Annotated in this window: 20 protein-coding genes and 3 pseudogenes; 12 read left to right on the forward strand and 11 right to left on the reverse strand. The window is 75.0% G+C overall.

Translation table 11 applies throughout. The features are described 5' to 3' along the window. The first annotated feature begins 83 nt into the window (after nucleotides 1–83). Nucleotides 84–404 carry a hypothetical protein gene (locus tag P0R35_RS02105; RefSeq protein ID WP_284013612.1) on the forward strand — a complete coding sequence of 107 codons (321 nt, stop codon included), beginning with the start codon at nucleotides 84–86 and terminating at the stop codon, nucleotides 402–404. Nucleotides 405–459: 55 nt separating this feature from the next. Continuing rightward, nucleotides 460–714: a HalOD1 output domain-containing protein gene (locus tag P0R35_RS02110; RefSeq protein WP_284013613.1), complete on the forward strand. Its 255-nt coding sequence runs from the start codon at nucleotides 460–462 to the stop codon at nucleotides 712–714. 50 nt (nucleotides 715–764) lie between these two features. On the opposite strand, the pseudogene P0R35_RS16365 reads toward P0R35_RS02110, so the two are convergent. Both P0R35_RS16365 and P0R35_RS02130 read right to left on the reverse strand, forming a co-directional pair. Then, nucleotides 765–2,200 (reverse strand): annotated as a pseudogene (locus P0R35_RS16365) (MATE family efflux transporter). Nucleotides 2,201–2,259: 59 nt separating this feature from the next. Further along, nucleotides 2,260–2,718 carry a hypothetical protein gene (locus P0R35_RS02130; protein ID WP_284013616.1) on the reverse strand — a complete coding sequence of 153 codons (459 nt, stop codon included), beginning with the start codon at nucleotides 2,716–2,718 and terminating at the stop codon, nucleotides 2,260–2,262. Nucleotides 2,719–2,809: 91 nt separating this feature from the next. On the opposite strand from P0R35_RS02130, the gene P0R35_RS02135 reads away from it, so the two are divergent. Further along, nucleotides 2,810–3,343, forward strand: coding sequence for a hypothetical protein (locus P0R35_RS02135; RefSeq protein ID WP_284013617.1), 534 nt, complete (start codon nucleotides 2,810–2,812; stop codon nucleotides 3,341–3,343). A gap of 19 nt (nucleotides 3,344–3,362) precedes the next feature. Here P0R35_RS02135 and P0R35_RS02140 read toward each other — a convergent pair whose 3' ends face one another. Beyond that, nucleotides 3,363–4,910 (reverse strand): ATPase domain-containing protein, encoded by a 1,548-nt coding sequence (locus tag P0R35_RS02140; RefSeq protein ID WP_284013618.1) that lies wholly within the window; start codon nucleotides 4,908–4,910, stop codon nucleotides 3,363–3,365. A 330-nt stretch (nucleotides 4,911–5,240) separates the two neighbouring features. Between P0R35_RS02140 and P0R35_RS02145 the strand changes: the two genes are divergently transcribed. The 5 genes from P0R35_RS02145 (at nucleotide 5,241) to P0R35_RS02165 (ending at nucleotide 8,870) form a co-directional block, all read left to right on the forward strand. Then, on the forward strand, nucleotides 5,241–5,933 hold the full coding sequence (locus P0R35_RS02145; protein WP_284014675.1) for a diacylglycerol/lipid kinase family protein: 693 nt from the start codon (nucleotides 5,241–5,243) through the stop codon (nucleotides 5,931–5,933). A gap of 83 nt (nucleotides 5,934–6,016) precedes the next feature. Beyond that, complete coding sequence (locus tag P0R35_RS02150) at nucleotides 6,017–6,949, forward strand: polysaccharide biosynthesis protein (RefSeq protein ID WP_284013619.1); 933 nt, start codon at nucleotides 6,017–6,019, stop codon at nucleotides 6,947–6,949. Continuing rightward, entirely contained in the window at nucleotides 6,916–7,644 is a 729-nt protein-coding gene (locus P0R35_RS02155) for a lipopolysaccharide biosynthesis protein (protein ID WP_284013620.1), read from the forward strand. The genes P0R35_RS02150 and P0R35_RS02155 overlap by 34 nt, the downstream gene beginning before the upstream one ends. 135 nt (nucleotides 7,645–7,779) lie before the next feature. Further along, nucleotides 7,780–8,658 (forward strand): SDR family oxidoreductase, encoded by an 879-nt coding sequence (locus tag P0R35_RS02160; RefSeq protein WP_284014676.1) that lies wholly within the window; start codon nucleotides 7,780–7,782, stop codon nucleotides 8,656–8,658. An 86-nt stretch (nucleotides 8,659–8,744) separates the two neighbouring features. Continuing rightward, the gene (locus P0R35_RS02165; RefSeq protein ID WP_284013621.1) at nucleotides 8,745–8,870 is read left to right on the forward strand and encodes a hypothetical protein; all 126 of its coding nucleotides are present in this window, start codon (nucleotides 8,745–8,747) and stop codon (nucleotides 8,868–8,870) included. Between the two features lie 30 nt (nucleotides 8,871–8,900). On the opposite strand, the gene kynU is transcribed toward P0R35_RS02165, so the two are convergent. After that, nucleotides 8,901–10,250: a kynureninase gene (kynU, locus tag P0R35_RS02170; protein ID WP_284014677.1), complete on the reverse strand. Its 1,350-nt coding sequence runs from the start codon at nucleotides 10,248–10,250 to the stop codon at nucleotides 8,901–8,903. Between the two features lie 324 nt (nucleotides 10,251–10,574). Further along, nucleotides 10,575–11,465 (reverse strand): annotated as a pseudogene (locus P0R35_RS02175) (MFS transporter); the annotation flags it as partial. A 212-nt stretch (nucleotides 11,466–11,677) separates the two neighbouring features. Between P0R35_RS02175 and P0R35_RS02180 the strand changes: the two are divergent. Then, complete coding sequence (locus P0R35_RS02180) at nucleotides 11,678–12,682, forward strand: alpha/beta hydrolase (protein WP_345782755.1); 1,005 nt, start codon at nucleotides 11,678–11,680, stop codon at nucleotides 12,680–12,682. A gap of 21 nt (nucleotides 12,683–12,703) precedes the next feature. On the opposite strand, the gene P0R35_RS02185 is transcribed toward P0R35_RS02180, so the two are convergent. From P0R35_RS02185 to P0R35_RS02195, 3 genes are all read right to left on the reverse strand, one after another. After that, nucleotides 12,704–13,714, reverse strand: a complete 1,011-nt coding sequence (locus P0R35_RS02185) for a DHH family phosphoesterase (RefSeq protein ID WP_284013622.1) — start codon at nucleotides 13,712–13,714, stop codon at nucleotides 12,704–12,706. 84 nt (nucleotides 13,715–13,798) lie between these two features. Then, nucleotides 13,799–14,860, reverse strand: a complete 1,062-nt coding sequence (locus P0R35_RS02190; protein ID WP_284013623.1) for an AIR synthase-related protein — start codon at nucleotides 14,858–14,860, stop codon at nucleotides 13,799–13,801. Nucleotides 14,861–14,950: 90 nt separating this feature from the next. After that, nucleotides 14,951–16,378 (reverse strand): CRTAC1 family protein, encoded by a 1,428-nt coding sequence (locus P0R35_RS02195; protein ID WP_284013624.1) that lies wholly within the window; start codon nucleotides 16,376–16,378, stop codon nucleotides 14,951–14,953. 89 nt (nucleotides 16,379–16,467) lie between these two features. Between P0R35_RS02195 and P0R35_RS02200 the strand changes: the two genes are divergently transcribed. Continuing rightward, complete coding sequence (locus tag P0R35_RS02200; RefSeq protein ID WP_284013625.1) at nucleotides 16,468–16,878, forward strand: hypothetical protein; 411 nt, start codon at nucleotides 16,468–16,470, stop codon at nucleotides 16,876–16,878. Between the two features lie 158 nt (nucleotides 16,879–17,036). Further along, a complete protein-coding gene (locus P0R35_RS02205; RefSeq protein ID WP_284013626.1) occupies nucleotides 17,037–17,345 on the forward strand; it encodes a putative quinol monooxygenase in 309 nt (102 codons plus the stop codon). 45 nt (nucleotides 17,346–17,390) lie between these two features. Here the strand turns inward: P0R35_RS02205 and P0R35_RS02210 are convergent, their stop codons facing one another. The 3 genes and pseudogenes from P0R35_RS02210 to P0R35_RS02220 all read right to left on the reverse strand — a co-directional run bounded on the left by P0R35_RS02210 (nucleotide 17,391) and on the right by P0R35_RS02220 (nucleotide 20,694). Then, nucleotides 17,391–18,518 carry a glycosyltransferase gene (locus P0R35_RS02210; protein WP_284013627.1) on the reverse strand — a complete coding sequence of 376 codons (1,128 nt, stop codon included), beginning with the start codon at nucleotides 18,516–18,518 and terminating at the stop codon, nucleotides 17,391–17,393. Nucleotides 18,519–18,612: 94 nt separating this feature from the next. Continuing rightward, a pseudogene (locus P0R35_RS02215) lies at nucleotides 18,613–19,679 on the reverse strand (glycosyltransferase family 4 protein). Between the two features lie 61 nt (nucleotides 19,680–19,740). Continuing rightward, nucleotides 19,741–20,694 carry a DUF7972 family membrane protein gene (locus tag P0R35_RS02220; RefSeq protein WP_284013628.1) on the reverse strand — a complete coding sequence of 318 codons (954 nt, stop codon included), beginning with the start codon at nucleotides 20,692–20,694 and terminating at the stop codon, nucleotides 19,741–19,743. A 134-nt stretch (nucleotides 20,695–20,828) separates the two neighbouring features. On the opposite strand from P0R35_RS02220, the gene P0R35_RS02225 reads away from it, so the two are divergent. Then, nucleotides 20,829–22,031 carry an MFS transporter gene (locus P0R35_RS02225; protein WP_284013629.1) on the forward strand — a complete coding sequence of 401 codons (1,203 nt, stop codon included), beginning with the start codon at nucleotides 20,829–20,831 and terminating at the stop codon, nucleotides 22,029–22,031. The last annotated feature ends 44 nt before the right edge of the window (nucleotides 22,032–22,075 follow it).

The raw sequence follows: 22,075 nt of genomic DNA on the forward strand, positions 1-22,075 counted from the left end.
CCGACCGGACACCGACCCGTCGCCATCGGATCGGGATCTGGTTGAAGCACCTATGTAGTGCGGTCGTGGGCGTGCACCTATCGATGGAGCACGGCGATCTCACGGTCAGCGAACTGTACGACGTCCTGAGCGACCGCGCGCGACGCCGCCTGCTGTGGACGATGCTCGACCGGGGACACCCGGGCACCGTTCGCGTCCCGGAGGAGCTTCCCCGCCTCGACGCGGGCCGCCGCGAGACGCGGATCCGGTTCGTGCACGTCCACCTGCCGAAGCTCGTCGACACCGGCCTCGTCCGGTGGGACGACGACGAACTCCGGATGGGCGCGGCGTTCGACGGCGCCGAGCCGATCCTGACGGCGGCGCGCCGGGAGGAGCGGACGACACCGCTTCCGGGGGCGGTGTGATCGTGCGGCGCGGACGCGGTCGGGCGACGTCGGTCGCGGCGCCGGAGGGCGGTCGATGGTAGCCGAGTCGCGGCTCCCGGTCGCGGTGATCGAGGCGATCGCCGACGCGCGCGGCGTCACGCCGCTGGAGCTGGAGTTCAACCTCCACGACTGGATCGACGCCGACGCGTTGAACGCGCTGTCGTCGCTCCGGAGCGACGACTGGCACTTCGTGTTCACCGTCGACGGCCACCGCGTCACCGTCGACGGCCCCGACCGGATCCTCGTCGACGGCGAGGCGGTCGGGGACTGCCCGGCCACCCGCACCTGACCCGTCCGGACGCCCGGGCCCGGCCGCCGCCGTTCGCCGTCGCCCGCGACTCAGTCGGTGGGTTCCGGGCGGTACTCCCTGCTGACGGCCTTCCACCGGTTCGAGCGGAACCGCCGGGCGTTCACCACGAGCGGCACCGCCGTCTCGGCGACCAGCGCGACGAGCAGGCCCCCCACGCCCAGCGCCGGCACGACCGTGCCGGCCCACGCGAGCGGCAGCGCCGCGAGGTACGCGCCGACGAGCGTCGCGACGAACGGCACCCGCGTGTCGCCCGCGCCGCGCAACGCGCCGGTGATCGACCCGTCGACGCCGAGCGCGACGACGCTCACCGCGGCGACGCGGACGAAGTCCGCCGACAGCGCCCGGTTCGCGGGGTCGTCGACGAACACGCCCGCGATGGGGTCCGCGAGCGCGAGGACGACCGCGGCCGCGAGGAGGTACACCAGCACCGACAGCCGGGTGATCCCCCGGCCGTACGCCTCCGCCTCCGCCTCGTCGCCGCGGCCGAGCTCCTGCCCGACGAGCGTCGAGGCGGCGATGGAGAACCCCCACGAGAAGCTGCCGACGAGCGCGCGCACCTGCCGGCCGACGCCGACGGCGGCGACCGCGACCGGGCCGAACGTCGCGGCGATGGCGAGCAGGGGGAACACGACGAGCCCCTGCGCCGCGCGGCGGGCGACAAGCGGGGCGGACACCCGGCCGATCTGGGCGAGCAGCTCGCGGTCCGCGCCCGACCCGCGCAGCCGCAGGGGGACCGGGCTGGCGCCGCGCCCCGGAGGTAGCTCCGGCCGGTCATCCCCCACGCGAACACGACGGTGACCAGCGCCGTCGCCAGCGCGGTGCCGAGGGCGGCCCCCTCGACGCCCATCCCCAGCCCCAGAACGAACGCCCCCGAGAGGGCGATGTTCGCGACGGCGCCGCCGGCGCGCACGACCATCGGGGTGAGCGTGTCGCCGACGCCGGCGTACGTCCGGCTGGCGACGAGGTTCAGGAACTCGAACAGGAGGCCGGGGGCGACGACCGCGAGGTACGCCGCGCCGTAGCCGACGCTGTCGGCGTCGTCGCCGAGGACGCCGATCAGCGGCTCGGCGCCGACCGCGAACGCGACGACCGCCGGCACCGCGAGCGCGACCGACAGGAGGACGCTGAGACGGACGACCGCCGCGGCGCGGTCGTCGTCGCCGCCGCCGTGGTTCTGCGAGACGAGCGAGACGGTGCCGCCCGCGAGGCCGATGGCGACGAACTTCGCGAGCATCCAGAACGCGTTCGCGAGCGTCAGCCCCGCGACGGCGGCCGGGCCGATGACCAGCCCCACGAGCGCCAGGTCGACCGTCCGCTTCGACATGATCGCGAACCCGGTGACGATGCGGGGCCACGCGAGGTCGGTCGTCGCGTGCAGGCGGCGCTCGTCGATGACGCCGGCGTCGGCCAGCGCGCGGGCCAGCGCCGACCCGGCGCGACGGAGCCGTGACACGCCCGAACGCAGGGTCGCGCGACGCTAATCGCTTCCGTTCGACGCCGCGGCGTGGGCGGCGACAGCGCGGCTCACGCCAGCAACAGGCCGGCGACCGCGCCCGTCGTGAGGACGGTGAGGGCGTCGGCGGTCGGCCCGCTCCACCCCGCGTCGGCGACGAGGAACCGCCCGCGCTCGCACACCGCCTCGGGGTCGGCCGCCACCGCGAGGTCGCCGTTCGACAGCGCCGCCCAGTACGCCAGCGGCGCGATGGCGACCAGCCGCAGGTCCGACCCGCCGGGGAGGACGGCGTCGAGCACGGCCGCGACCCCGACGTACGCCAGCGGCGCCAGCGCCACGGCTCGCACGACGAGCGTCGGCGTCGACTCCGGCACGCGGGCGTCGAAGCGACCGAGCGGGCGCCCGCGCCCCTCCCACGCCGGCAGCACCTCCACCTCGGCGCGGAGGCCGAACAGCCGCGCGACCGCGGCGTGGGCCGCCTCGTGGGGGAGGACGGCGGCGGCGACGAGGAACCGACCGATGCGTGACACGGCCGAGGTAGTCGCCCGACGGACAAAAGGGGTCGTGCGCGCCGCCGCCGCGGGCGGTAGAGTTTCGCGGCTGGCGGCCGTCGTGCCGGCGATGCCCTCCACACGGAGAGCCGCCCTCCGCCTCGCCGGCTCGGCGCTCGTCGCCCCGACCGCCGGCTGTGTCGACGCCGGACCGGACGACCTCCCGCCCCGAAGCGACGGCGACTTCCTCCTGTTGTCCAACGGCGCGACGAGCCGGCGAGCCCTGTCGGTGGTCGTCGAACGGGACGGCGAGCGCGTCGCCGGCGGGCGATACCGGCTCCCCGCCGACGCGTCGGCGACGCTCGCCCTTGACCTGCGCACGACCACACACACGCTCCGTGCCGTCGCTCACGACGGCGCCGCGGTCTGGCGGTCGTGGTCGTGGCCGCGGGAGCGGTGTGTCTACTCGTCGGGGTGGGGAGTCGGGGACCCGACGCCGGAGACGGCCACGTCCACCGGCGACGCCGCGGTCATGGGGGCTGGCCTGTCCCTGTACGCGGACGACGTACACTTCCGCGAGTGCGTGGCCGAGCGCGTCGGCCACGCCCGCCGACCTCGTGCGGAGCGCTATCGGGTCGGGGACGCCGCCCGACCGCCGGCGTAGTCGCTGACGGCGACGCCGTTCACTCCCCGCTCGGGTACTCGTCGGGGTACGTCTCGTCGGCCATCGGGTTCTCGCGGTCGGTCGGCGGCTCTTGGACGGCGACGAACGGCTCCTCTTCGAGGTACTCGACCAGCGAGGTGGTGCCGACGAAGCCGCACGGCGACTTGCGCAGTTGGACGTACTGGAGGCCGCTCTCGGAGAGCCACGTCTCGATCACCTGCTCGGCGGTGTTCTCGAGGAACGCCGACACCTCGTCGGTCGCCACCCCGGGGTTGTGGACGTGGACGAGCGTGTCAGCCGGGCGGACGAGCCGCGACTCCTCGTGGTAGCGCAGTTCTCGCGTCGCCGCCGGGGAGAGGGCGTTCACGTACGCGTCGGCGTTCACCAGCGACGTGAGGTCGGCGTCGTCCCCCTCGGGGCGGATCGCGGCGAACGCCTCGCGCACCTCCGCGGCGCGCTCGGGGGCGTGGACGCCCTCGCAGTCGGCGTCCCACGTGCCGATGAGGTCGACGACGTGGAGGCGGCCGTCCGCGAGCAGCTCGTCGGCGTCGTAGCCGAACCCGGAAAGTACCGTCCGCAGGCCGTGCGGGCGCAGGTGGATCGTCGGCACGACGGCGACGCGGTCGCCGCGGTCCAGCGCCGCCCGGAGGATCGACCCGAGGAACGTCGACACGTTCGCGGTGCCGTCGTGTTCGAACAGCACGCCCGCGCCGGCGACGATGCCGCCGCCGACGAGTTGGTCGAAGCCGGCCACCCCGACGGGCCGGTGGCCGTGGGTCTTCACCGCCGGCGGCTGGCTCCGCCGCCCGGGCACCGCCCGGGCGCCGCGCTCGGCGTCGATGTGGAGTTCGAGCCGGCGGGTGTCGTGGTCGACGCCGCGGAGCTTCGCGACCTCGACGAAGCGGTGGCTGTCGTCGCGCACCCGCTCGCGCGACAGCGCGAGCACGCCGTGGGCGGCGTACTGGAGCAGGTCGCCGACCGAGTCGGCGCCGCCGTCCTCGGCGGTGAACAGCGCCGTCGCCGACCCCTCGTCGGTGAGCGTCGCGATCACGTCGAGGACCACCCGGCGGTAGGTGTGGGCGTCGGTGAACCCCGCGAGCCCGTTCGCGGAGTCGACGACGACCCGGTCGTAGTCGGCGTAGCGGCGGAACTCCTCGCGCAGCGTCCCGGGCGTCAACGGGCGGGTGTACTCTCCGAAAGCGAGGTCGCCGCCGACGCTGGCGTCGTCGTCGAGCCGTTGGAGGGTGAGCGTCTCCTCGGCTCCGTCGGGGTCGTCGAGGGTGACGCCCGGGGTCGCGTGCAGGGAGAGCACGTCGAGGCGGTCGTCGTCGAGGGCGAACGGGAACGCCGCGAACGACTGGGCCACGTCGTCGAGGGTCTGTTCGGTCGTCACGTACAGGCACCGCTCGCCCGCGCGCACGCCGGCGTCGAGGAACTGCATGCTCAGCGTCGACTTCCCCGTCCCGGGACCGCCCCGCGCCAGGGTGGTCTGTCCGCGGGGGAGGCCGCCGCGCAGCATCCGGTCGAGCACCTCGTCCCCGACGCTGGCAGTCGCGTCGTCGCTCATTCCTCCGAGAAGGCCCGTGAACCGACTTAACCGTACCGTCGGCGGCGAGGCGCGAGCGCCCGCCGCGACGGTCCTCCGAGGGGTTGAAGTGGCGCGGCCGCGTCCCTCGATCCATGCAGATCGGTTCGCGCCGCTGTCTCGTCAACCCCCACAGCGGCACCGGCGACCACGCCGACCGCGTCCGCCGGGCGATGGAGGCGCGCGGCTTCGCCGTCACCGAGACCGACAGCGCCGCCCACACCGTCGAGTTGGCCGCCGAGGCCGGCCGCGAGGGCGTCGACGCTCGCGGTCTGCGGCGGCGACGGGACGATCAACGACGCGATCCGGGGGCTGTTCCGCGCCGACGCGCTCGGCGACACCACGCTCGCGGTGCTGCCCGGGGGGACGGCGAACCTCCTCGCGGGCACCCTCGGCGTCGAGTCGCTCGACCACGGCATCGAACTGTCCGACACCGGCGAGGCGCGCCCGCTCGACGTGGGCGTCGCCGAGGGCGCCGCCGGGGAGTCCACGGAGCCGTTCCTCGTGTCGTGTATCGCGGGCCTCCCCGCGAACGCCAGCACCGACACCTCCGGGGAGCTGAAGGAGCGGTTCGGCACCCTCGCGTTCCTCCTCACCGGCGCCCGCGAGACGGTGGCGTTCGACGGGCTCGACGTGCGCGTCGCGTCGCCGACGACAACGTGGGCGGGCGAGGCGACGTGCGTGCTCGTCGGCAACGCCCGGAAGTTCGTCGAGGAGGGCGGACAGGCCGACATGGAGGACGGCGAGTTCGACGTGGTCGTCGTCGAGCGGATGCCGGCGTCGGGCATGGCCGTCGAGGCGGCCGTCCACCGCCTGCTCGGCGAGGGCACCGAGGGCGTCACCCACTTCCGGGCGGGCGAACTCCACGTCGCCGCCGACGGCGACGAGCCGATCACGTTCAGCCGCGACGGCGAGGTGGCGACCCACGAGCGCCTCGACTTCCGCGCCCTCCCCGGCGCGCTCGACGTGCGGGTGGGCGACGACTACGTCCCGCACCCCGAGTAGCCGCCGGCCGGACGCGTCGGCGATCCGACGCGACCCGCCGCGCTCCGTCGGCCTTTTGTCCGGGTCGCCACTCCGCCGAGCCGATGGACTCCGGGGAGGCGGCGGCCGACGGCGACGCGGGGGCGGACGCCGACGCGGCCACCGACGCCGCCGACGCCGCCGGCGGGCGGTTCGCGGACGGCGAGTCCCCGGACGAGCGGCTCGCGGACGCGCTCGAACGGGTCGCCCACGGGGCGGTCGTCTCGACGCCGAGCATCCTCCTCCAGCGCGGCCTGGCGCTCGCGTTCACCGCGCTTCTCACCAACACGTTCGCCGCGGGGCCGTACGGCCTGTTCGCGCTGGCGCGGCGGCTCCAACGGTTCTTGCGACGGCTCGCGCTCGGGTTCGCCGGCGGGCTCAGCCGGTTCCTCCCGACGACGGAGACGGCCGCCGAGCGCGACGCCATCGCGACGTTCGCGGTCGCGCTCGTCGTCGCGGTCGCGGCGCTGTTCGGCGCGGCGCTGTACGTCGCGGCGCCGACGGTCGCCGCGCGCTCGGGCGAGGCGCCCCGGTTCGCGCTGTACCTCCGCGTGTTCGCCGTGGGGCTGCCGGCGTCGGTCGCGCTGTTCGCCGTCGCGCGGCTCATGCGCGCCACCGAGGAGGTGACGGCGCTGAACCTCCTCCAGCGGCTCGCGTTCCCGGCCGCCCAACTGGTCGTCGGCGCCGTCGGCGCCGTCGTGCTCGGCGACCTCGTCGGCGTCGCGGTCGGCGTCCCGCTGGCGATGGGGGTCGTCGCGCTCGGCGGCGCGGCGTGGCTCGCGCGGTCGCGCGGCTTCCGCCCCGGATCCGCGTCCCCGACGGCGACGCCGTCCGGCGGCGCTACGTCGGCTACACGTTCCCGCTGTTCCTCAGCGGCTTCGCGACGACGACCCAGCGGCTCGGCTTCTACCCCCTCATCGCGGTGTTCCTCTCGGGCACGGCCGGCGGCGTGTTCGCGGTGGGCGTGCTCGTCGGGAGTCTCGTGCGCCTGCCGCTGATGGCGATCAACCAGTTCGTCCCGCCGGTCGCGGCCGCGCTCAACGACGAGGGGCACGGCGAGGCGCTGGCGCGGCTGTACCACGTCACGAGCCGGATCGTCCTCGTCGGCGTCGCCGCCCTCTCGATCCCGGTGGTCGTGTACCGCGAGTCGGTGATGGCGCTGTTCGGGCCGACGTTCGTCCGCTACGCGCCGCTGCTCCCGGGGTTCGTCGCCGCGCAGTTCCTCGCGTGTGCCGCCGGGAGCGTCGGCATCCTCCTGCGGATGACCGACCACCAGCGCGCCCTCCTCGTCGTCAACACCGCCATCACGCTGTTCCTCGCGGTCACGGCGATCCCGCTGACGATCGAGTTCGGCCTCGCGGGACTCGTCGCCAGTTACCTGCTCATGCTCGGCGTGAACAACGGGCTGGAGGTGGCGGTGTTGTACCGCGTCGAGGGGCTCCAGCCGTTCACGCTCGCGCACGGGAAGCCGCTCGTCGCGGCGCTCCCGTTCGTGCTCGTCGCGCTCGCGGCGCGGGCGGCGCTTCCCGGGGCCGCGGCCGCGGTCGTCGGCACCGCCGTCGGGCTCGCGGCGTACGCCGCCGTGTTGTGGGCGCTGGGGTTCTCCGCGGCCGAGCGCCGGCTGGTGGCGGTGCTGGTCGAGCGGTACGGGGCGGCGTTCGGCCGCCTCCGCCGGCGCCTCGGCGACGCCTGACGACCGGGCGGTCGTCGGCCGCCGCGGTCGCGGTAAACTGCGGTGAACTCGCGTCGCGCCGTCGTCGGTAGCTACAGGAACCCTGCCGGCAACACGCCCAGTATGGCCGACGTAGACCCCGACGCCGCCGAGGCGATGCCCGCCGGACCGGACCGCGCCGACCCCCCGTTCGAGGGACCCGACCTCTCCGGGTCGACCGCGTTCGTCACCGGGACGACCCGGGGCATCGGCAAGCGGATCGCGCTCACGCTCGCCGAACACGGCTGTAACGTCGTCTCGACGGGGAAGACCGCCGAACCCGGCGGCGACCTCCCCGGCACGATCCACAAGACGGCCGAGCAGTGCGAGGCCCGCGGCGTCGACGCCCACGCGATCCAGCTGAACGTGCGCGACGAGGACGCCGTCGAGGCGGCCGTCGAGGAGGCGATCGATGAGTTCGGCACGGTCGACATCGTGATCAACAACGCCTCGGCGATCCAGTTGGCGAACGTCGCCGACCTCCCCGCGAACCGCTTCGACCTGCTGACGGACGTGAACGTCCGCGGCACGTACCTCGTCTCGCGGGCGTTCCTCCCGCACCTCCGCGAGCAGGCGGGCGGGTGGATCCTCACGAACGCGCCGCCGATCGCCGTCGACCGCGCGCCCGGCAAGGCCGCCTACGCGTGGTCGAAGCTCGGCATGTCGTTCGTCACGCTGTCGCTCGCGCAGGAACTCGCGGGCGACGACATCGGCTGTAACACGTTCTGGCCGGTCACCGCGGTCGACACCCGCGCGACCCGCTACTTCGGGCTCGGTACCGAGGACGACTGGCGGACGCCGCACGTGCTCGCGGACGCCGTGCTGGCGATCCTCGACCGCGACCCGGGCGAGTACACCGGGCACTCGGTGTACGACGAGGACCTCCTGCGCGCCGCGGGGGCGACCGACGCGGACCTCTCGGCGTACAACTGCACCGAGGGCGACCCCGCACCCACCTCCGCGCAGATGTTCGACCCCGAGTACGTCCGCGAGTAGTCGGGGGCGACCCGACCGCTGGGCACGGTTCCGGCGCCGCCGGAACTGCCACCGAGCACTTTTGACTGGCGCGCCGACTCGGGTGCGTGCGCCTCTCCACCATCGTGTTGCTAGTCGGTCTCGGCCTGTTCGTGCTCCCGATCCCGGGAACGTTCATTCTCGGCGGGCTGACGCTGCTCGTCGGCGGGGGCCTGCGCTTCCTGGGGGAGTGAGCAGCCCGCTCGCGGTTCCGGGGCCGCGGCTCAGGTGACGCCGCCGCCGCGCGGGTCGTACTCCAGGTGGGCGTCCGCCGCGACGATCTCGTCGATCGTCTCGACCACGCGGTACACGTCTTCGAAGCGGGTGTACATGGGCGCCGGACAGACGCGGACGACGTTCGGCGGCCGGAAGTCGACGACAACGCCGCGGTCGCGCAGCGCCTCGCTCACGCGGTACCCCTCCGGGTGTTCGATGGCGACGTGGCCGCCGCGGCGGGGGTGCTCCCGCGGGGTTCCCACGGAGAAGTCGTCGCCGAGGCGGTCGTCGACCAACTCGATCAGGTAGTCGGTGAGCGCGAGCGACTTCTCGCGGACGCGCTCGACGCCCGCCTCGCGGATCAACTCGGTCGCGCCCTCGATGGGCGCCGACGACAGCATCGGCACGGTGCCGATCTGCCAGGCGCCGGCGGTGCCGGCGTGGTCGTACGTGTGGCGCATCTCGAACTGCGTCGACTTGTCGTTGCCCCACCAGCCCGCCAGCGCGGGGGTGGCGTCGTGGTGGCGCTCGTGGACGTACAGCCCCGCCGTCGCGCCGGGGCCGCCGTTGAGGTACTTGTACGAACACCACACCGCGAAGTCGGCGCCCTCGTCGTCGCGGCCGGCGTCGCCGAGCGCGTGGTCGACGACCCCCACCGAGTGGGCGCAGTCGAACCCCGCGAGCGCGCCGTGCTCGTGGGCGGCGGCGGTGATCCGGTCGACGTCCAGCAGCTGGCCCGAGCGGTACAGCACCGACGGCATGAACACGATGCCGACGTCGTCGCGCTCGCGGAGCGCGGCCTCGACGTCGGCCTCGTCGATCGTTCGGCCGTCCCGGGACTCGACGGCGACCAACTGCTCGTCGGGGTCGATGCCGCGCTGGCGGAACTGCGCGCGGATCGCGTAGTGGTCGGTCGGGAAGTCCAGATCGTTGACGAGCACCGCGGGCGGGTCGGCCGCGGGGTCGGGGCCGGCGGGGGTGCCGGGCAGGGTGTCGAGGAAGGTCCCGATCAGCGTGTGGATGTTCACCGTCGTCGAGTTGGCGACGACGACCTCCTCCTCGCGGGCGCCGACCAGCGGCGCGAGCAGGTCGCCGAGGTGCTCGCCGTAGTGGAACCAGTCGGGGTCGGCCGCCTCCCACCCCCGGATCGCCAGCTCCCGCCACTCGTCGACGACGCGCTCCAGCGTCGCGAGCGCGGCGTCTGGCGCCAGCCCCAGCGAGTTGCCGTCCATGTAGCGCTCGCCGTCGGGCACCGCGAAGTGGTCGCGGTAGCCGGCGAGGGGGTCGGCGGCGTCGCGCTCGCGGGCGCCCTCCAGGGTGTGGGCGGACTCCGTCCCGGCGGCGTCCGTGTCGGTCATGCGGCCGGGTTGGGAGGGCGGGGGCAAGGGCTTGCCGCCTCCGGCCGGGTCAGCCGTCGCCGGCCGGCTCGTCCGTCCCGCGCCCGTCGTCGGCGCCGTGGTCGCCCACGAGCAGGAGGAGGCCGCCGGCGACGACGACGCCCGCGGCGACCGCGAACGAGACGGTCCGCACGGCGCCGGCGTACCCCAGCGGCTCGGTGAGGAGCGTGACGACGGCGCCCATCGCGACCGGCGCCCCGGTCGAGCCGACGCGGCCGACGGACTCGCCGAGGCTGACGAGCCCCCGCGGAGGTCGTCGCCCGCGAGCCCGGTGATCGCCGAGCGGTACAGCGTGAGCGCGACCGAGAACCCCGCGCCGACGGGGACGCCCGCAAGCAGCGCGACCGGGACCGACGGGGCCGCCGCCAGCCCCGCGAGGCCGACGGCGGCGACGACCAGCGCCGCGAACGTCGGAGCGGTCCGGCCGAACCGCGCGGTGACGCGCCCCGTCTGGGTCGTCGCCGCGGCGCTGGTGACGGAGGCGACGGCGACGAGCGCGCCCGCCGCGCCGGGCGACCCGCCGAGCAGGCGCACCACCACGATGGAGTTGTAGGTGAGGAACGCGAACCAGAGGAACCCCGGCGCGGCGCGGCCGACGAGCGTCGCCGCGACCCGACCGCGGGTCGCGAGCGCGAGCAGGTCGCGCACGCCCGCCCCGTCGTCGTCGGCGTCGCCGCCGAGGTCGGCCGACTCGTCGAACACCAGCCACACCGCCACCGCGACTGGGAGCGCCGCGGCGTACAGCGCGAACGGCGCCCACCACGCGAGCGCGACGAGGAGGCCGGACAACAGCGGGAACACGGTGAGCGACGCCCCCACGGCGGTGAAGCGCACGCCCTGCGCCGCCGACTCGCGGGCGCCCGAGAACAGGTCGCCCGTCGCCGTGATCAGGATCGGCCCGATGCCGGTGTAGCCGACGCCCTGCAGGAGGCGGAGCCCGAGGGCGGCGCGGAAGTCGGTCGTGAGCGTCAGGGCGACGCCGGCGAGGCCGAACAGCGCCAGTCCCGCTGTCAACACCGGCTTGCGCCCGTAGCGGTCCGCGAGGACGCCCGAGAGGGGGATACAGACGATGCCGGGCGCGGTGAACGCCGACAGCAGGAGCGCGACCTCCGCGGGCGGCACGCCGTACGGGCCGGCGAGCGTCTCGACGACCGGGGAGACGACGGACGCGCCCATCGGCGAGATGAGCGACGCGAGGAGGAGGAGCCGGAAGTCCCGGTCGGCGAGCACGTCGGCGTCGGCGCCGACGATCGAACGGAGCGAGAGCGACACACGACCCGGTCGGCGGCGGCCGCGCAAGAGCCACACGGTCGCGGCCGACCCCACCGCGGCCCGCGCGGTCGACGGAATTCGGGCGGTTCATACCCGAGTCGCCCCTCGCGACGGGCATGACCGACGCCGACCCGGCCGCCGACGCCGCGGCCGACGCCGGACCGCACGCCGACCGCGACCCCGCGCTCGACCCGGCCGCCGCCGTCGTCGCCGACATCGAGGCGATGGGGGTGCCGCCGTGGCACGCCCTCTCCGTCGCGGAGGCGCGCCGGATCGAGGACGACCTGTTCGGGGGCGACGGCGGCCCCGACGAGCGGCTGCCGGTCGCCTCGACGCTCGATCTGGGCATCGAGGGGCCCGACGGCGACGACCTCCCGCTGCGGGTGTACCGGCCCGCCGAGACGCCCGCGCCGACGCTGGTGTTCTTCCACGGCGGCGGCTGGTGTCTCGGCACGCTCGACTCGGCGGACGACCTCGCGCGCCGCCTGTGCCGGCGCGTCGGCGCCGTGGTCGTCTCCGTCGACTACCGGCTGGCGCCCGAACACCCCTTCCCCGCGCCCGTCGACGACGCCGTCCGGGCGCTGGAGTGGACCCGCGAACACGGGGCGACGCTCGGCGGGAACGGCGTCGTCGGCGTCGCCGGCTCCTCGGCGGGCGGGACCCTCGCGGCGGCGGCGGCGCTCGCGACCCCCGACGACACGGTGCCGGCGGTCCAGACGCTGCTGTACCCGATCACCGACCGCGCGTTCGTCACCGACTCCTACGAGGCGAACGCCGACGGCCCGCTCCTGACCCGGGCGGACATGCGCCACTTCTGGCGGACGTACCTCCGCTCGGACGTCGACGCGGCCAACCCCTACGCCGCGCCGCTGCGGGCGGCCGACCTCTCGCACACCGCGCCCGCGGTCGTCGTCACCGGCGAGTGCGACCCGCTGCGCGACGACGGCGCCGCCTACGCCGCCCGGCTCGCGGACGCCGGCGTCGCGGTCGACCACCTCGACTACGACGGGATGTGCCACGGCTTCCTGTCGTTCGCCGACGACGTGGCCGCCGCCGACGCCGCGTTCGACGACCTCGCGGCGGCGACGCGCGACCGGCTCGCGGCCGCGGCCGACGACTGAGCCGGGTCCGACCCGGCGGCCTCACTCGTCGCCGATCCCGAGGGCGTCGAACAGACGGGCCGCGACGAGGTCGTCGACGAGGCCGAACAGCCGCTCGTCGTCGTCGGCGGCGTCGGCGAAGATCCCGAGCGGGATCTGGCCGCCGGCGACGTCGTGGTGGCCGCCCGCGCTGCCCACGTCGTCGAACGCTGCGCGCAGCACCTCCCCCGCGTGGACCCGCGGGTCCGGCGACCGGGCGCTGAGGTGGACCGCGTCGTGGACGATGCCGAAGACGATGGCCGTCTCGACGCCCTCCAGCGTCGCGAGGTAGTCGGCCGCCTGCGGCAGCGCGTCCCGCTCGCCGGTCCGACCGACGTGGGAGACGAGCACCGCGTGGGCGACCGTGCGGTTGGCGATGGCGGTCGCGATGGTGTCGAGCGTCTCGCCGGTCACCGACGGCGCGACGAGCCGGCGGAGCGTCTCCTGATCGACCGTGTCGTGGAGGAAGCCCGCGGCGTCGTACTCGGCGCGCGTCGTGCCGCGGAGGTACGCCAGCGTCTCGCTGCGGATCGCGATCGACAGCGCCGTCGCGAGCACCGAGTCCACCTCGGTGTCGAGCGCGCGGAGGTACTGCGTCATGATGGTCGCGGTGGCGCCGATCTCCTCGCGTCGGTCGACGAACGTCGCCTCGACGCCCTCCGCCGGGTGGTGGTCGACGACGACGTCGACGTGGGTGCCCTCCGGCACGTCGTTGTTGTCGCCGGGGATCGAGTGGTCGACGAACGCCAGCAGCGACCCCGGGGCGCGGTCGACGATCGCGTCGGCGTCGAACGCCTTGAGGTCGATGTCGAGGAGGTTGACGAACGCGCGGTTCTGCTGGTGGGAGATGTCGCCGCTGTAGAGGATGTGGCGCTCGTCGATGCCGGCCGCCGCCGCGATCCGGCCGAGCGCGAGCGCGCTGGCGAGACAGTCCGGGTCGGGGTTGTTGTGGCAGACGATGTTGATCTCGCTCCCGCCCGTGAGCAGGTCGTACAGCCGTTCGGGAGGGCTCATCCCCGATCCATCGCCGGGAGCGGGGTTAGCGGTGCCGTCGATTCGACGGCCGTCGGAATCGCTCGTGCCGGGCCGTCGACCCCGTCACTCCTCCCCGGAGAGGCGCTCGTAGGCGGCCCACGAGGCGTCCTCCGCGGGGGGCCGGACGCGCTCGCCGTCGACGAACACGCCCTCGCCCGCGCGGACCGCGCCGGCGTCGCCGACCGGCGTCCCCCGCGCCCGGAGCGCCGCGACGACGGCGTCGACCGCGCCGGGGTCGACGGCGACGAGGAGCGTCCCGGAGGTGGTACACGCCCACGGGTCCAGCTCCAGCGCCTCGCAGGCGGCCAGCGCCGCGTCGGCGGTCGGCACCGCCGCACGCTCGGCGTCGATGCGGACGCCCGCGGCCGCGGCCGTCTCGCACAGCGCGCCGCGGAGGCCGCCCTCCGTGGCGTCGTGCATCGCGGTGACGCCGGCGGGGGCGCCCGCGGCGACGGCCTCCCGTCCGGCGTCGGCGGCCGCGAGCGCGTCGCGCACCACGCTCGTCTCGTCGAGCAGGGCGGCGGCGTCGGCGACCGTCGACGCCGCGAGGCCGCGCTCGGCGAGCGCCTCCGGGTACAGCGAGGCGAACAGCCCCGCGGTCTCGACGCCCGGCCCCTTCGTGACGAGCAGGCGGTCGCCCGGGCGGGCCCCGTCGGGCCGGATCACGTCGTCGTGGTCGCCGACGCCGAGGACGGTGGCGGCGCCGACCCACGGGAGCGCGGCGTCGGGGTAGCGCGCGGTGTGGCCCGTGGGGACGGCGACGCCGAGCGCCTCGCACTCGGCGGCGACCGCGCGCCAGAAGCCCGCGAACTGCTCGTCGGTCACGTCCGGCGGGAGCGCGAACGAGGGGCAGAAGTGCGTCGGCCGGACGCCGGAGACGGCCACGTCGCCGAGCGCGAACGCCAGCGCGAACCGGCCGGCGCGCTCGGGGCCGAGGGCCGGGAGCATCGAGACGGGGTCGGTCGCGCAGACGACCGCCCGGCCGGCCACGTTGAGGACGCCGAAGTCGACGCCGTGGGCGGGGCCGAGGCGCACGTCGTCGCGGGCGGCGCCGGTCGCGGGACGGATCGTCGACTCGAACGTGTCGCGGTCGACCTTCCCCCGGCGCGGCGCGTCGTCGCTCATGGGTCGACGTGTCGGCGGGCGGGTGAAAGCGGTTCCGTCACGTCGTCGCCCGGGCGCGCCGTCCGGACGCGCGGCCGGACCGCTCCCGCGTCAGAACCGCGGCGCCATCGGGTGGGGCACCTCGTGTTCGGCGCGCTCGGCGGGCCGCTCCAGCGTCGCCTCGTGGCCGTCCGGCCACCGCACCGTGAGCCGCTCGGCGCGCTCGTCGCCGAGCCCGAAGTGGGCGACCGGCTCCATCTGACAGAGGTAGCCCGAGCCGGCACACACCACCTTCGTGCGCGTCCACGACGGCGTCTCGACGGTGACGGTCGCGCCGCGGGCCGGCGCGCCGTACTGCGTCGTCGGGCGCACCCGGAGCCAGTCGTTGTCGGTCGCGCCCGGCACGTCGTACAGCGTGAGCGGCTGGGCCGACAGTTCGCCGTGGACGACGAGCAGTTCGAGCGCGCCGTCGCCGTCGGCGTCGGCGACGGCCGCGCCGGTGCCGAGCCCGTCGGGCTCGCGCGCGGCGCCGACGTCCGTCGACGCCCAGCCGTCGGCCGTCTTGCGGAACAGCCGGTTCCGGTCGCCCATCGTGTTGCAGAACAGCTCCTCGCGGCCGTCGTTGTCGAAGTCTGCGGTCACGAGCGTGCGGGTCCGCGTCGCCGCCGCGAGGTCCGCGGGCGCCGCGTCGACGAACGTCGCCAGCCCGCCGTCGCTGCGGGTCCCGTCGCCGAGGGCCGGCGGGTCCGACCCCGCCGCACCCTCCGACGGCGTGAACAGGCGGCTCGGCGTCTCCCACCCGCCGACGGCGATGTCGCCGTCGGCCATCGTGACCCCGCGGGCGTTCGTCTCCGGGTCGGCGACGCCGACCGCCTCGGCGACCTCGCGGAAGTGGCCCCCTTCGTTGCGGAACAGCCGGTTCGGACCGCGCTCGACGCCGACGAACAGGTCCATCCGGTCGCTCACGATCGGGCCGGCGTACAGCGAGCGCGCGCCGTCCTTCAGGTCGAGTCCGACGGCCCCGACCATGTCCGACAGCTCCCCGTCGTCGCCCAGCTCGTAGAAGCGCGACGGGAGGCCGTAGCTGGCGACGAACACGCCGTAGCGCCCGGTGCCGTAGCGGTCCAGCGCGGCGACCGACCGGCCCGCCCGGAAGTTCCCCCGGCTGGCGTTGACGCCGAGGCCGAACAGGTCGCGCCAGCGGACGTCCGGGTGGTCCGGGCGCACGTCGACCGGGTCGAGGAGCAGGTCGGTGTCGCGGGTGTGCCCCTCGTAGGCGTCGGTGTTGTGGACGTAGATCTCCTCGGCGCCGTCGGCGTCGAGGTCGGCGGCGACGACGCCGATGGCGTGGCGCCCCTCGTCGGCGACCGCGGGCGTCGCCACGTCGCGCAAGGCGCCGTCGCGCCACGTCAGCAGGCGGTTGGCCGGTCCGTGCCCCGCGACGAGCACACAGGGACCGCTCACGCCGGGCGTGACGGCCGCCCCGTAGCCGCGGTGGGGCGTGTCGTCGGCGAGGTCGGCTGACCGGTCCGCGAACACGCGCCCCCTTCGGGGACGGGCGCACAAGAGCGCTCCGTTCCGCCCCACGAGGAACAACGCTTTTCGGACGCCGGACCGAACGACGGCGTATGGCAGACGACGACCCGACGGACGCAGGCGAGGGTACCGACGGCGACGAGGAGGCCGCCGAGGAGAAGTCCTTCCGCGAGCGGGTCGAGGAGATCCGCGAGCGACGCGAGCAGGAGCGCGAGGACGGCGAGGGCGGCGCCCCCTTCCCCGAGGAGATGATGGGCGGGGGCGGCCCCGGCGGGATGGGCGGCGGCGGCAACCCCTTCGCGCAGATGATGGGCGGGATGATGGGCGGGGGCGGCCCCGGCGGGATGGGCGGCGGCGCGCCCGGCATGGGCGGCCCCGGCGCCCGCGAGGAGGAGTCGGCCGGCAACGAGGAGCTGGTGCGCGAGGTGCGCCAGCTCCGCGACGAGGTCCGCGACGCGACCCGACAGCTCCAGCGGATCGCGCAGGCGCTGGAAGACGACTGACGGCGTCGTCCGGACGCGGCGGGCGCGGCACCGGAGCGCGACCGGTCGGACGGCGACGGCAACACGGCGGCGCCGAACCACACGTATCACTCCTTCGGATCCGGGGTATTCACCACCAGACGCGGCTATATGCGGCGGTCGACCGTATCGGTGCCCGCATGGCAGACTCCGAGTTCGCGATCCTGGCACGGTTCGAGGCGAAGCCCGAGAAGACCGAGGAGGTCGCCGAGTTCCTCCGCGGCGCACAGGAGGCCGCCGAGGCGGAGACGGGCATGACCTCGTGGTTCGCGGTCCGCTTCGACGAGACGCGCTTCGGCATCTTCGACACCTTCCCCGACGAGGCGGGGCGGCAGGCCCACCTCGAGGGCGAGATCGCGACCGCCCTGCTCGAGCGGGCGGACGACCTCCTCGTCGACGATCCCGACATCGACGCCGACGTCGACGTGCTCGCGGCGAAGCACGCCTGAACCGCCCCGCCGCGCCGACCGCCCCGACGCTCCGTTCTCGCCGAGTTACTCCGTCACCGCCGCGTACACCTCCGCCAGCCGGTCGACCGCGTGTTCGACGCTCGTCGCGTCGCGGCGGTCGAGACACGCCGCCGACAGCGCGTCGCGGTCGGCGAGCGTCCGGTCGATGGCGGCCGCGAACGCGGCGGTGTCGCCGCGGGGGTAGTGGGCGCCCGTCACCCCGTCGTCGACGGTGTCGGCGAGCGCGCCGGCGTTGACGCCGACGACCGGCGTGCCGCAGGCGTTCGCCTCCAGCGCGACGAGCCCCTGCGTCTCCACGGGCGAGGGGAACAGGAACGCGTCGAGGCCGGCGTAGAACGCGGGCAGCTCCTCGCGCGGGAGGAACCCGAGGAACCGCGCGTCGACGCCGGCCGCCTCGCAGGCCTCGCGCACCGCCTCGCGGGCGGGCCCGTCGCCGCCGAACACGAGCGTCGGCTCGCCGTCGGCCGCGGCCACCGCGGGCGGGATCTCCTCCAACTCCTTCTCGAAGCCGTGGCGGCCGGTGTAGCCGACGAGCGGCGCCTCGCCGGGGGCCGGGAGGTCGTGGCGGCGGCGGAACGCGCGGACCTCGTCGTCCGGCGGCCGGGCGAAGAAGTCGGTGTCGACGCCGTTGGGGACGACCTCGACGCGGCTGTGCACGCCGATGTTCCGGAGGTGCTCGCCCGCGGGCTCGCTCGGCACGACCACGGCGTCGGCGGCGTTCATGTAGCGCCGCTCGTAGCGGCGGGCCGCCCCCTCGACGACGGCCGCCGCCGGGCCGGCGGCGAGGTAGTCGGCGTACTCGGCGGTCGGCGTGTGGTAGGAGGCGACCAGCGGCGCGTCGAGCTTGCGCGCGAGGTACCACCCCGAGAGCCCCAGCGCGAAGGGGGTGTGGGCGTGGACGACCTCGGCGTCGTGGACCGCGTCGGGGACGCCCGGGAGCCCCATCCGGAAGCCGTCGTAGAAGGGGAAGCCGACGCTGCGGGTGGTGTACTCCCCCTCGCCGGGCTCGTAGTCGGGGGCGCCGGGGAACACGACGTCCATGCGGCCGCCGCGCTCGCGCCAGCGCCGCCGCCACGACTCCAGCGTGTACGTCACGCCGTTCACCGTCGGCAGGTACGTGTCGGTGAAGGCGGCGACGGTTCGGGGGGTCACTGGCTCGGGGCTTCTCCGGGTCGCGTGAAACCGGTTTCGTCTCGCCGGCGACGACGCGGCCCGACGGGGTGCGCGACGCCCGGCGGCGCGACGCTCACGCGAGCAGCTCCTCGTACGTCGCCACCAGCTCCTCGCCGACGCGGTCCAGCGAGTGTGCGGCGGCCGTCTCGCGGGCGTTCTCGCCGAGGCGCGCCCGGAGCTCGGGGTCGGCCGCGAGCCGTTCCAGCGCGTCGACCATCTCCCCGCGCGTCTCGCACAGGATGCAGTCGTGGCCGTCCGAGAAGTACTCGCGGAACACGGGGATGTCGCGCAGGACGCACGGCTTGCCGCACGCCATCGCCTCGAGCACGACGATGCCCTGGTTCTCCTCCTTCGTCGGGAAGAAGAACACGTCGCCGGCGCCGAACGCGCCGGGCTTGTCGTCGACCCAGCCGGTGAACGTGACGTTCTCCGGGGGGGTTCTGTGTCCACTTCCGCACCGTCGGCGACGCCTGCGGGCCGGCGTCGACGGTGCCGAACCACGCGAACTCGTGGTCGACGCGCTCGGCGACCTCGCAGAACGCGGTGAGCCCCCTTGCGCTCGAACACGGAGCCGACGGCGAACGCCACGACGCCGTCGAGGTCGTAGCGCGCGCGGTACTCCTCGCGGAAGTCGGCGTGGTCGGCGACCGAGTCGAGGTCGATGCCGTTCGACATCGCCCGGATCGGCGCGGCGACGGGGTACGCCTCCAGCCGGCGCTTGGTGTACTCCGAGGGCGTGAGCACCAGGTCCGCCCGCGAGTAGAACCACCGGAGGTAGCGGCGCAGCGCGGGCGCGACGGTGTTCGACCCGCGGAAGCTCTCGCGGAAGTCCTCGCTCGTGACGTGGCAGTGGAGGACGAGCGGCGTGTCGGTGCGTTTCGCGTACCGGGCCAACGCGAGGCTCGCGGGGCCGATGAGGTTCAGGTGGACCACGTCGACGTCCGCGAGGAACCCCCGGCCGCGGAGGCCGTCGCGGATGCCCGCCGCGGGGTCGCCCCCGGCCCACGGCGAGGTGACCACCTCGGCGTCGGCCCCGGCGGCGCGGGCGCGACGGAGCGCCTCGACCTGCTGGTCGTGGGCGGTGCCGATGCCGGCGCGGTCGAGTCGCGAGGCCAGTTCGAGGTAGTCGAGAACGCGCACGGTGTCTGTCGGCGCTTCTCCGGGGCGGGGTTTGAGCGTGCTGGATCCGTGGCGACCGGGGTCACGACAGCGGGTCGTCCGTCCCGGACCGCTCCTCGACGACGAACTGGCCCGCGGCCCGCGTCTGGCGCATCACCGTCGCCACCCGCACGGTGTACGTCGCCAGCAGGAAGAACGGGGCCAGCGCGGCCACGACGAGCAGCGTCGTCACGCCGTGGCGGCCGGTGACGGCGCCGGTGTGCAACAGCACGAACGCGGTGACCGTTACGACCGGGAGCGTCACGGCGACCAGCTGCCGCGAGAGGTCGGTGAACTCGCGCGTGATGTACAGCGTCTTGAAGTGCTCGCGCGAGGTCGCGAAGTGCTGGAGCAGGTCCAGCATCCGGTCGATCCGATCGGCCTCGTCGTCCGTGAGGCGGTCGCCGTGGGTCGTCCGCAGGCGCCTGAGCCCGGTCACCTGGGCGCCGTAGTCGTAGTCGACGGTCGCGAGGATGATGTCGAGGGTTCCCTCGGCATCCCGGAGCCCGTCCGAGACCGTGCGCGTCTGGGCGGCGAGTCGCTCCACGAAGCGGGCGAGGTCGGCGTCCGCGTCGCTGTCGCCCTCGAGCTCCTCCGCGAGCGCCTGCGCCTCCGCCAGCACCGCCGTGGCGACCGTCCGGAGGAACCGCGCCGGCTCCGCCGGACTGATCGGTTCGTCGACGAGCGCCTCCATGTCCCGCCGGAACTCCCGGACGGCCTCGATCCGCCGCAGCTGCTGGTCGAACGGGATCTGCTCTTGGGTGATGAACAGCGAGTTCACGGAGACGACGATGGACAACAGGAGGAGGTCGCCGCTGAGGAACGTCGTGAGCAGGGGGACCAACGACTCGCCGTGGGCGACGGCCACTGGCGACCGCTCCAGCACCGCGTTGGCGACCGGGCCGACGGTCGCCCACACCGCGACGACCGTGAGGGCGGTCACGCGGAGGCGCGACCCCTCGAACAGCAGCCACCGTCCCGGAGTCGTGCGGTCCATTCGGGCACACCGACACCCGCGACCCGTATCAATCCACGCGTCCCGGTCCCGGGGCCGGCCGGCCGCGAACGGGGAGCCCGGCGGCCGGATCCGCAACGCTTGACATCCGCAGCGCCGACCGCACAGTCCACGACGTGACACGCCGACTGTTCACCGCGCTGTGCGGGCTCGTCTTCCTCGTCAACTTCGGGCGGGTGGCGTTCGCGCCGCTCGTCCCCGAGTTCCAACAGGACTTGGGCCTTTCGGCGGCCGCGGTCGGCTCCGTCACCACCCTCGTGTGGGTCGGCACCGCCGCCCCGCGCATCCCGGTCGGCTGGGTGCTCACGAAGGTCGCCCGCGAGCGGGTCGTCCTCGCGACGGGGGTCGCGCTCTCGCTTGCGGCCGCGCTCACCGCGACCGCCGACTCCCTGCTGGCCCTCCGGGTCGGCGCCTTCGCCGTCGGCCTCGCCACCGGCGGCTACTTCGTCGCGGCGATCCCGCTGATCGGGGCGCTGTACCCGGACCGTCCCGGCCGCGCGGTCGGCGTCCACGGCACGGCGAGTCAGGTCGCCAGCGTCGTCGCGCCCGCGCTGGTCCTCGCGGCGATCGCGCGCGCCGGCGACTGGCGCGTCGTGTTCTCGCTGCTCGCGGTCGCCGCGCTCGTCGTCACCGCCGTGTTGGTCGCCGTCGTCCGCGGCCGGGGCGGCGTCGACGCGGCGGCCGACGGCGACGACGGCGCGCCGCCCCGGAACTTCCGCGCGGCGCTGTCGCACTGGCGGATCGTCCTCGCGGGGATGTCGCTCGTCGCCGTCGCCGGCTTCGCGTGGCAGGGGGTGTTCAACTTCTACGTCAGCTACCTGCTGTCGGAGGGGCTGTCGACCGCGGAGGCGAACCTCCTGCTCACCGTCGCGTTCGCCGCGGGCGTGCCGGCGTTCTGGCTCGGCGGCCGCCTCGCCGACCGGCTCCCGAAGGTGCCGTACCTGCTCGCGCTCAACGCCGCGTTCCTCGCGGCGCTCGTCGCGCTCACGTTCGCCGGGTCGCTCGCGGCGTTCGGCGTCGTCTCGGTCGTCATCGGCTACGCCGCCCACGCGCTGTTCCCCGCCGTCGACACGTACATGCTGTCGACGCTGCCGGCGCCCGACCGCGCGAGCGCCTACGCCGTCTTCTCCGGCGCCTCGCTGCTGCTGGAGGCGAACGGCTCCGGCGTCGTCGGCGCGCTCACCGACGCCGGCGTCGCGTTCGACTGGGTGTTCCGGCTGTTCGCGGCGGCCGTGGCCGTGCTGCTCGTCGTCGCCGGCGCGCTGTACCTCGCGGGCCGGTTCCCGACGCCGCTCGACGAGGCGGCGCCGGAGGCGTGAGCCGTCGGGCCGCCGGCGCGCCCCCGGCGCCGTCACCGGCGTCC

Source organism: Halobaculum litoreum (assembly GCF_030127125.1).
Taxonomy (GTDB): domain Archaea; phylum Halobacteriota; class Halobacteria; order Halobacteriales; family Haloferacaceae; genus Halobaculum; species Halobaculum litoreum.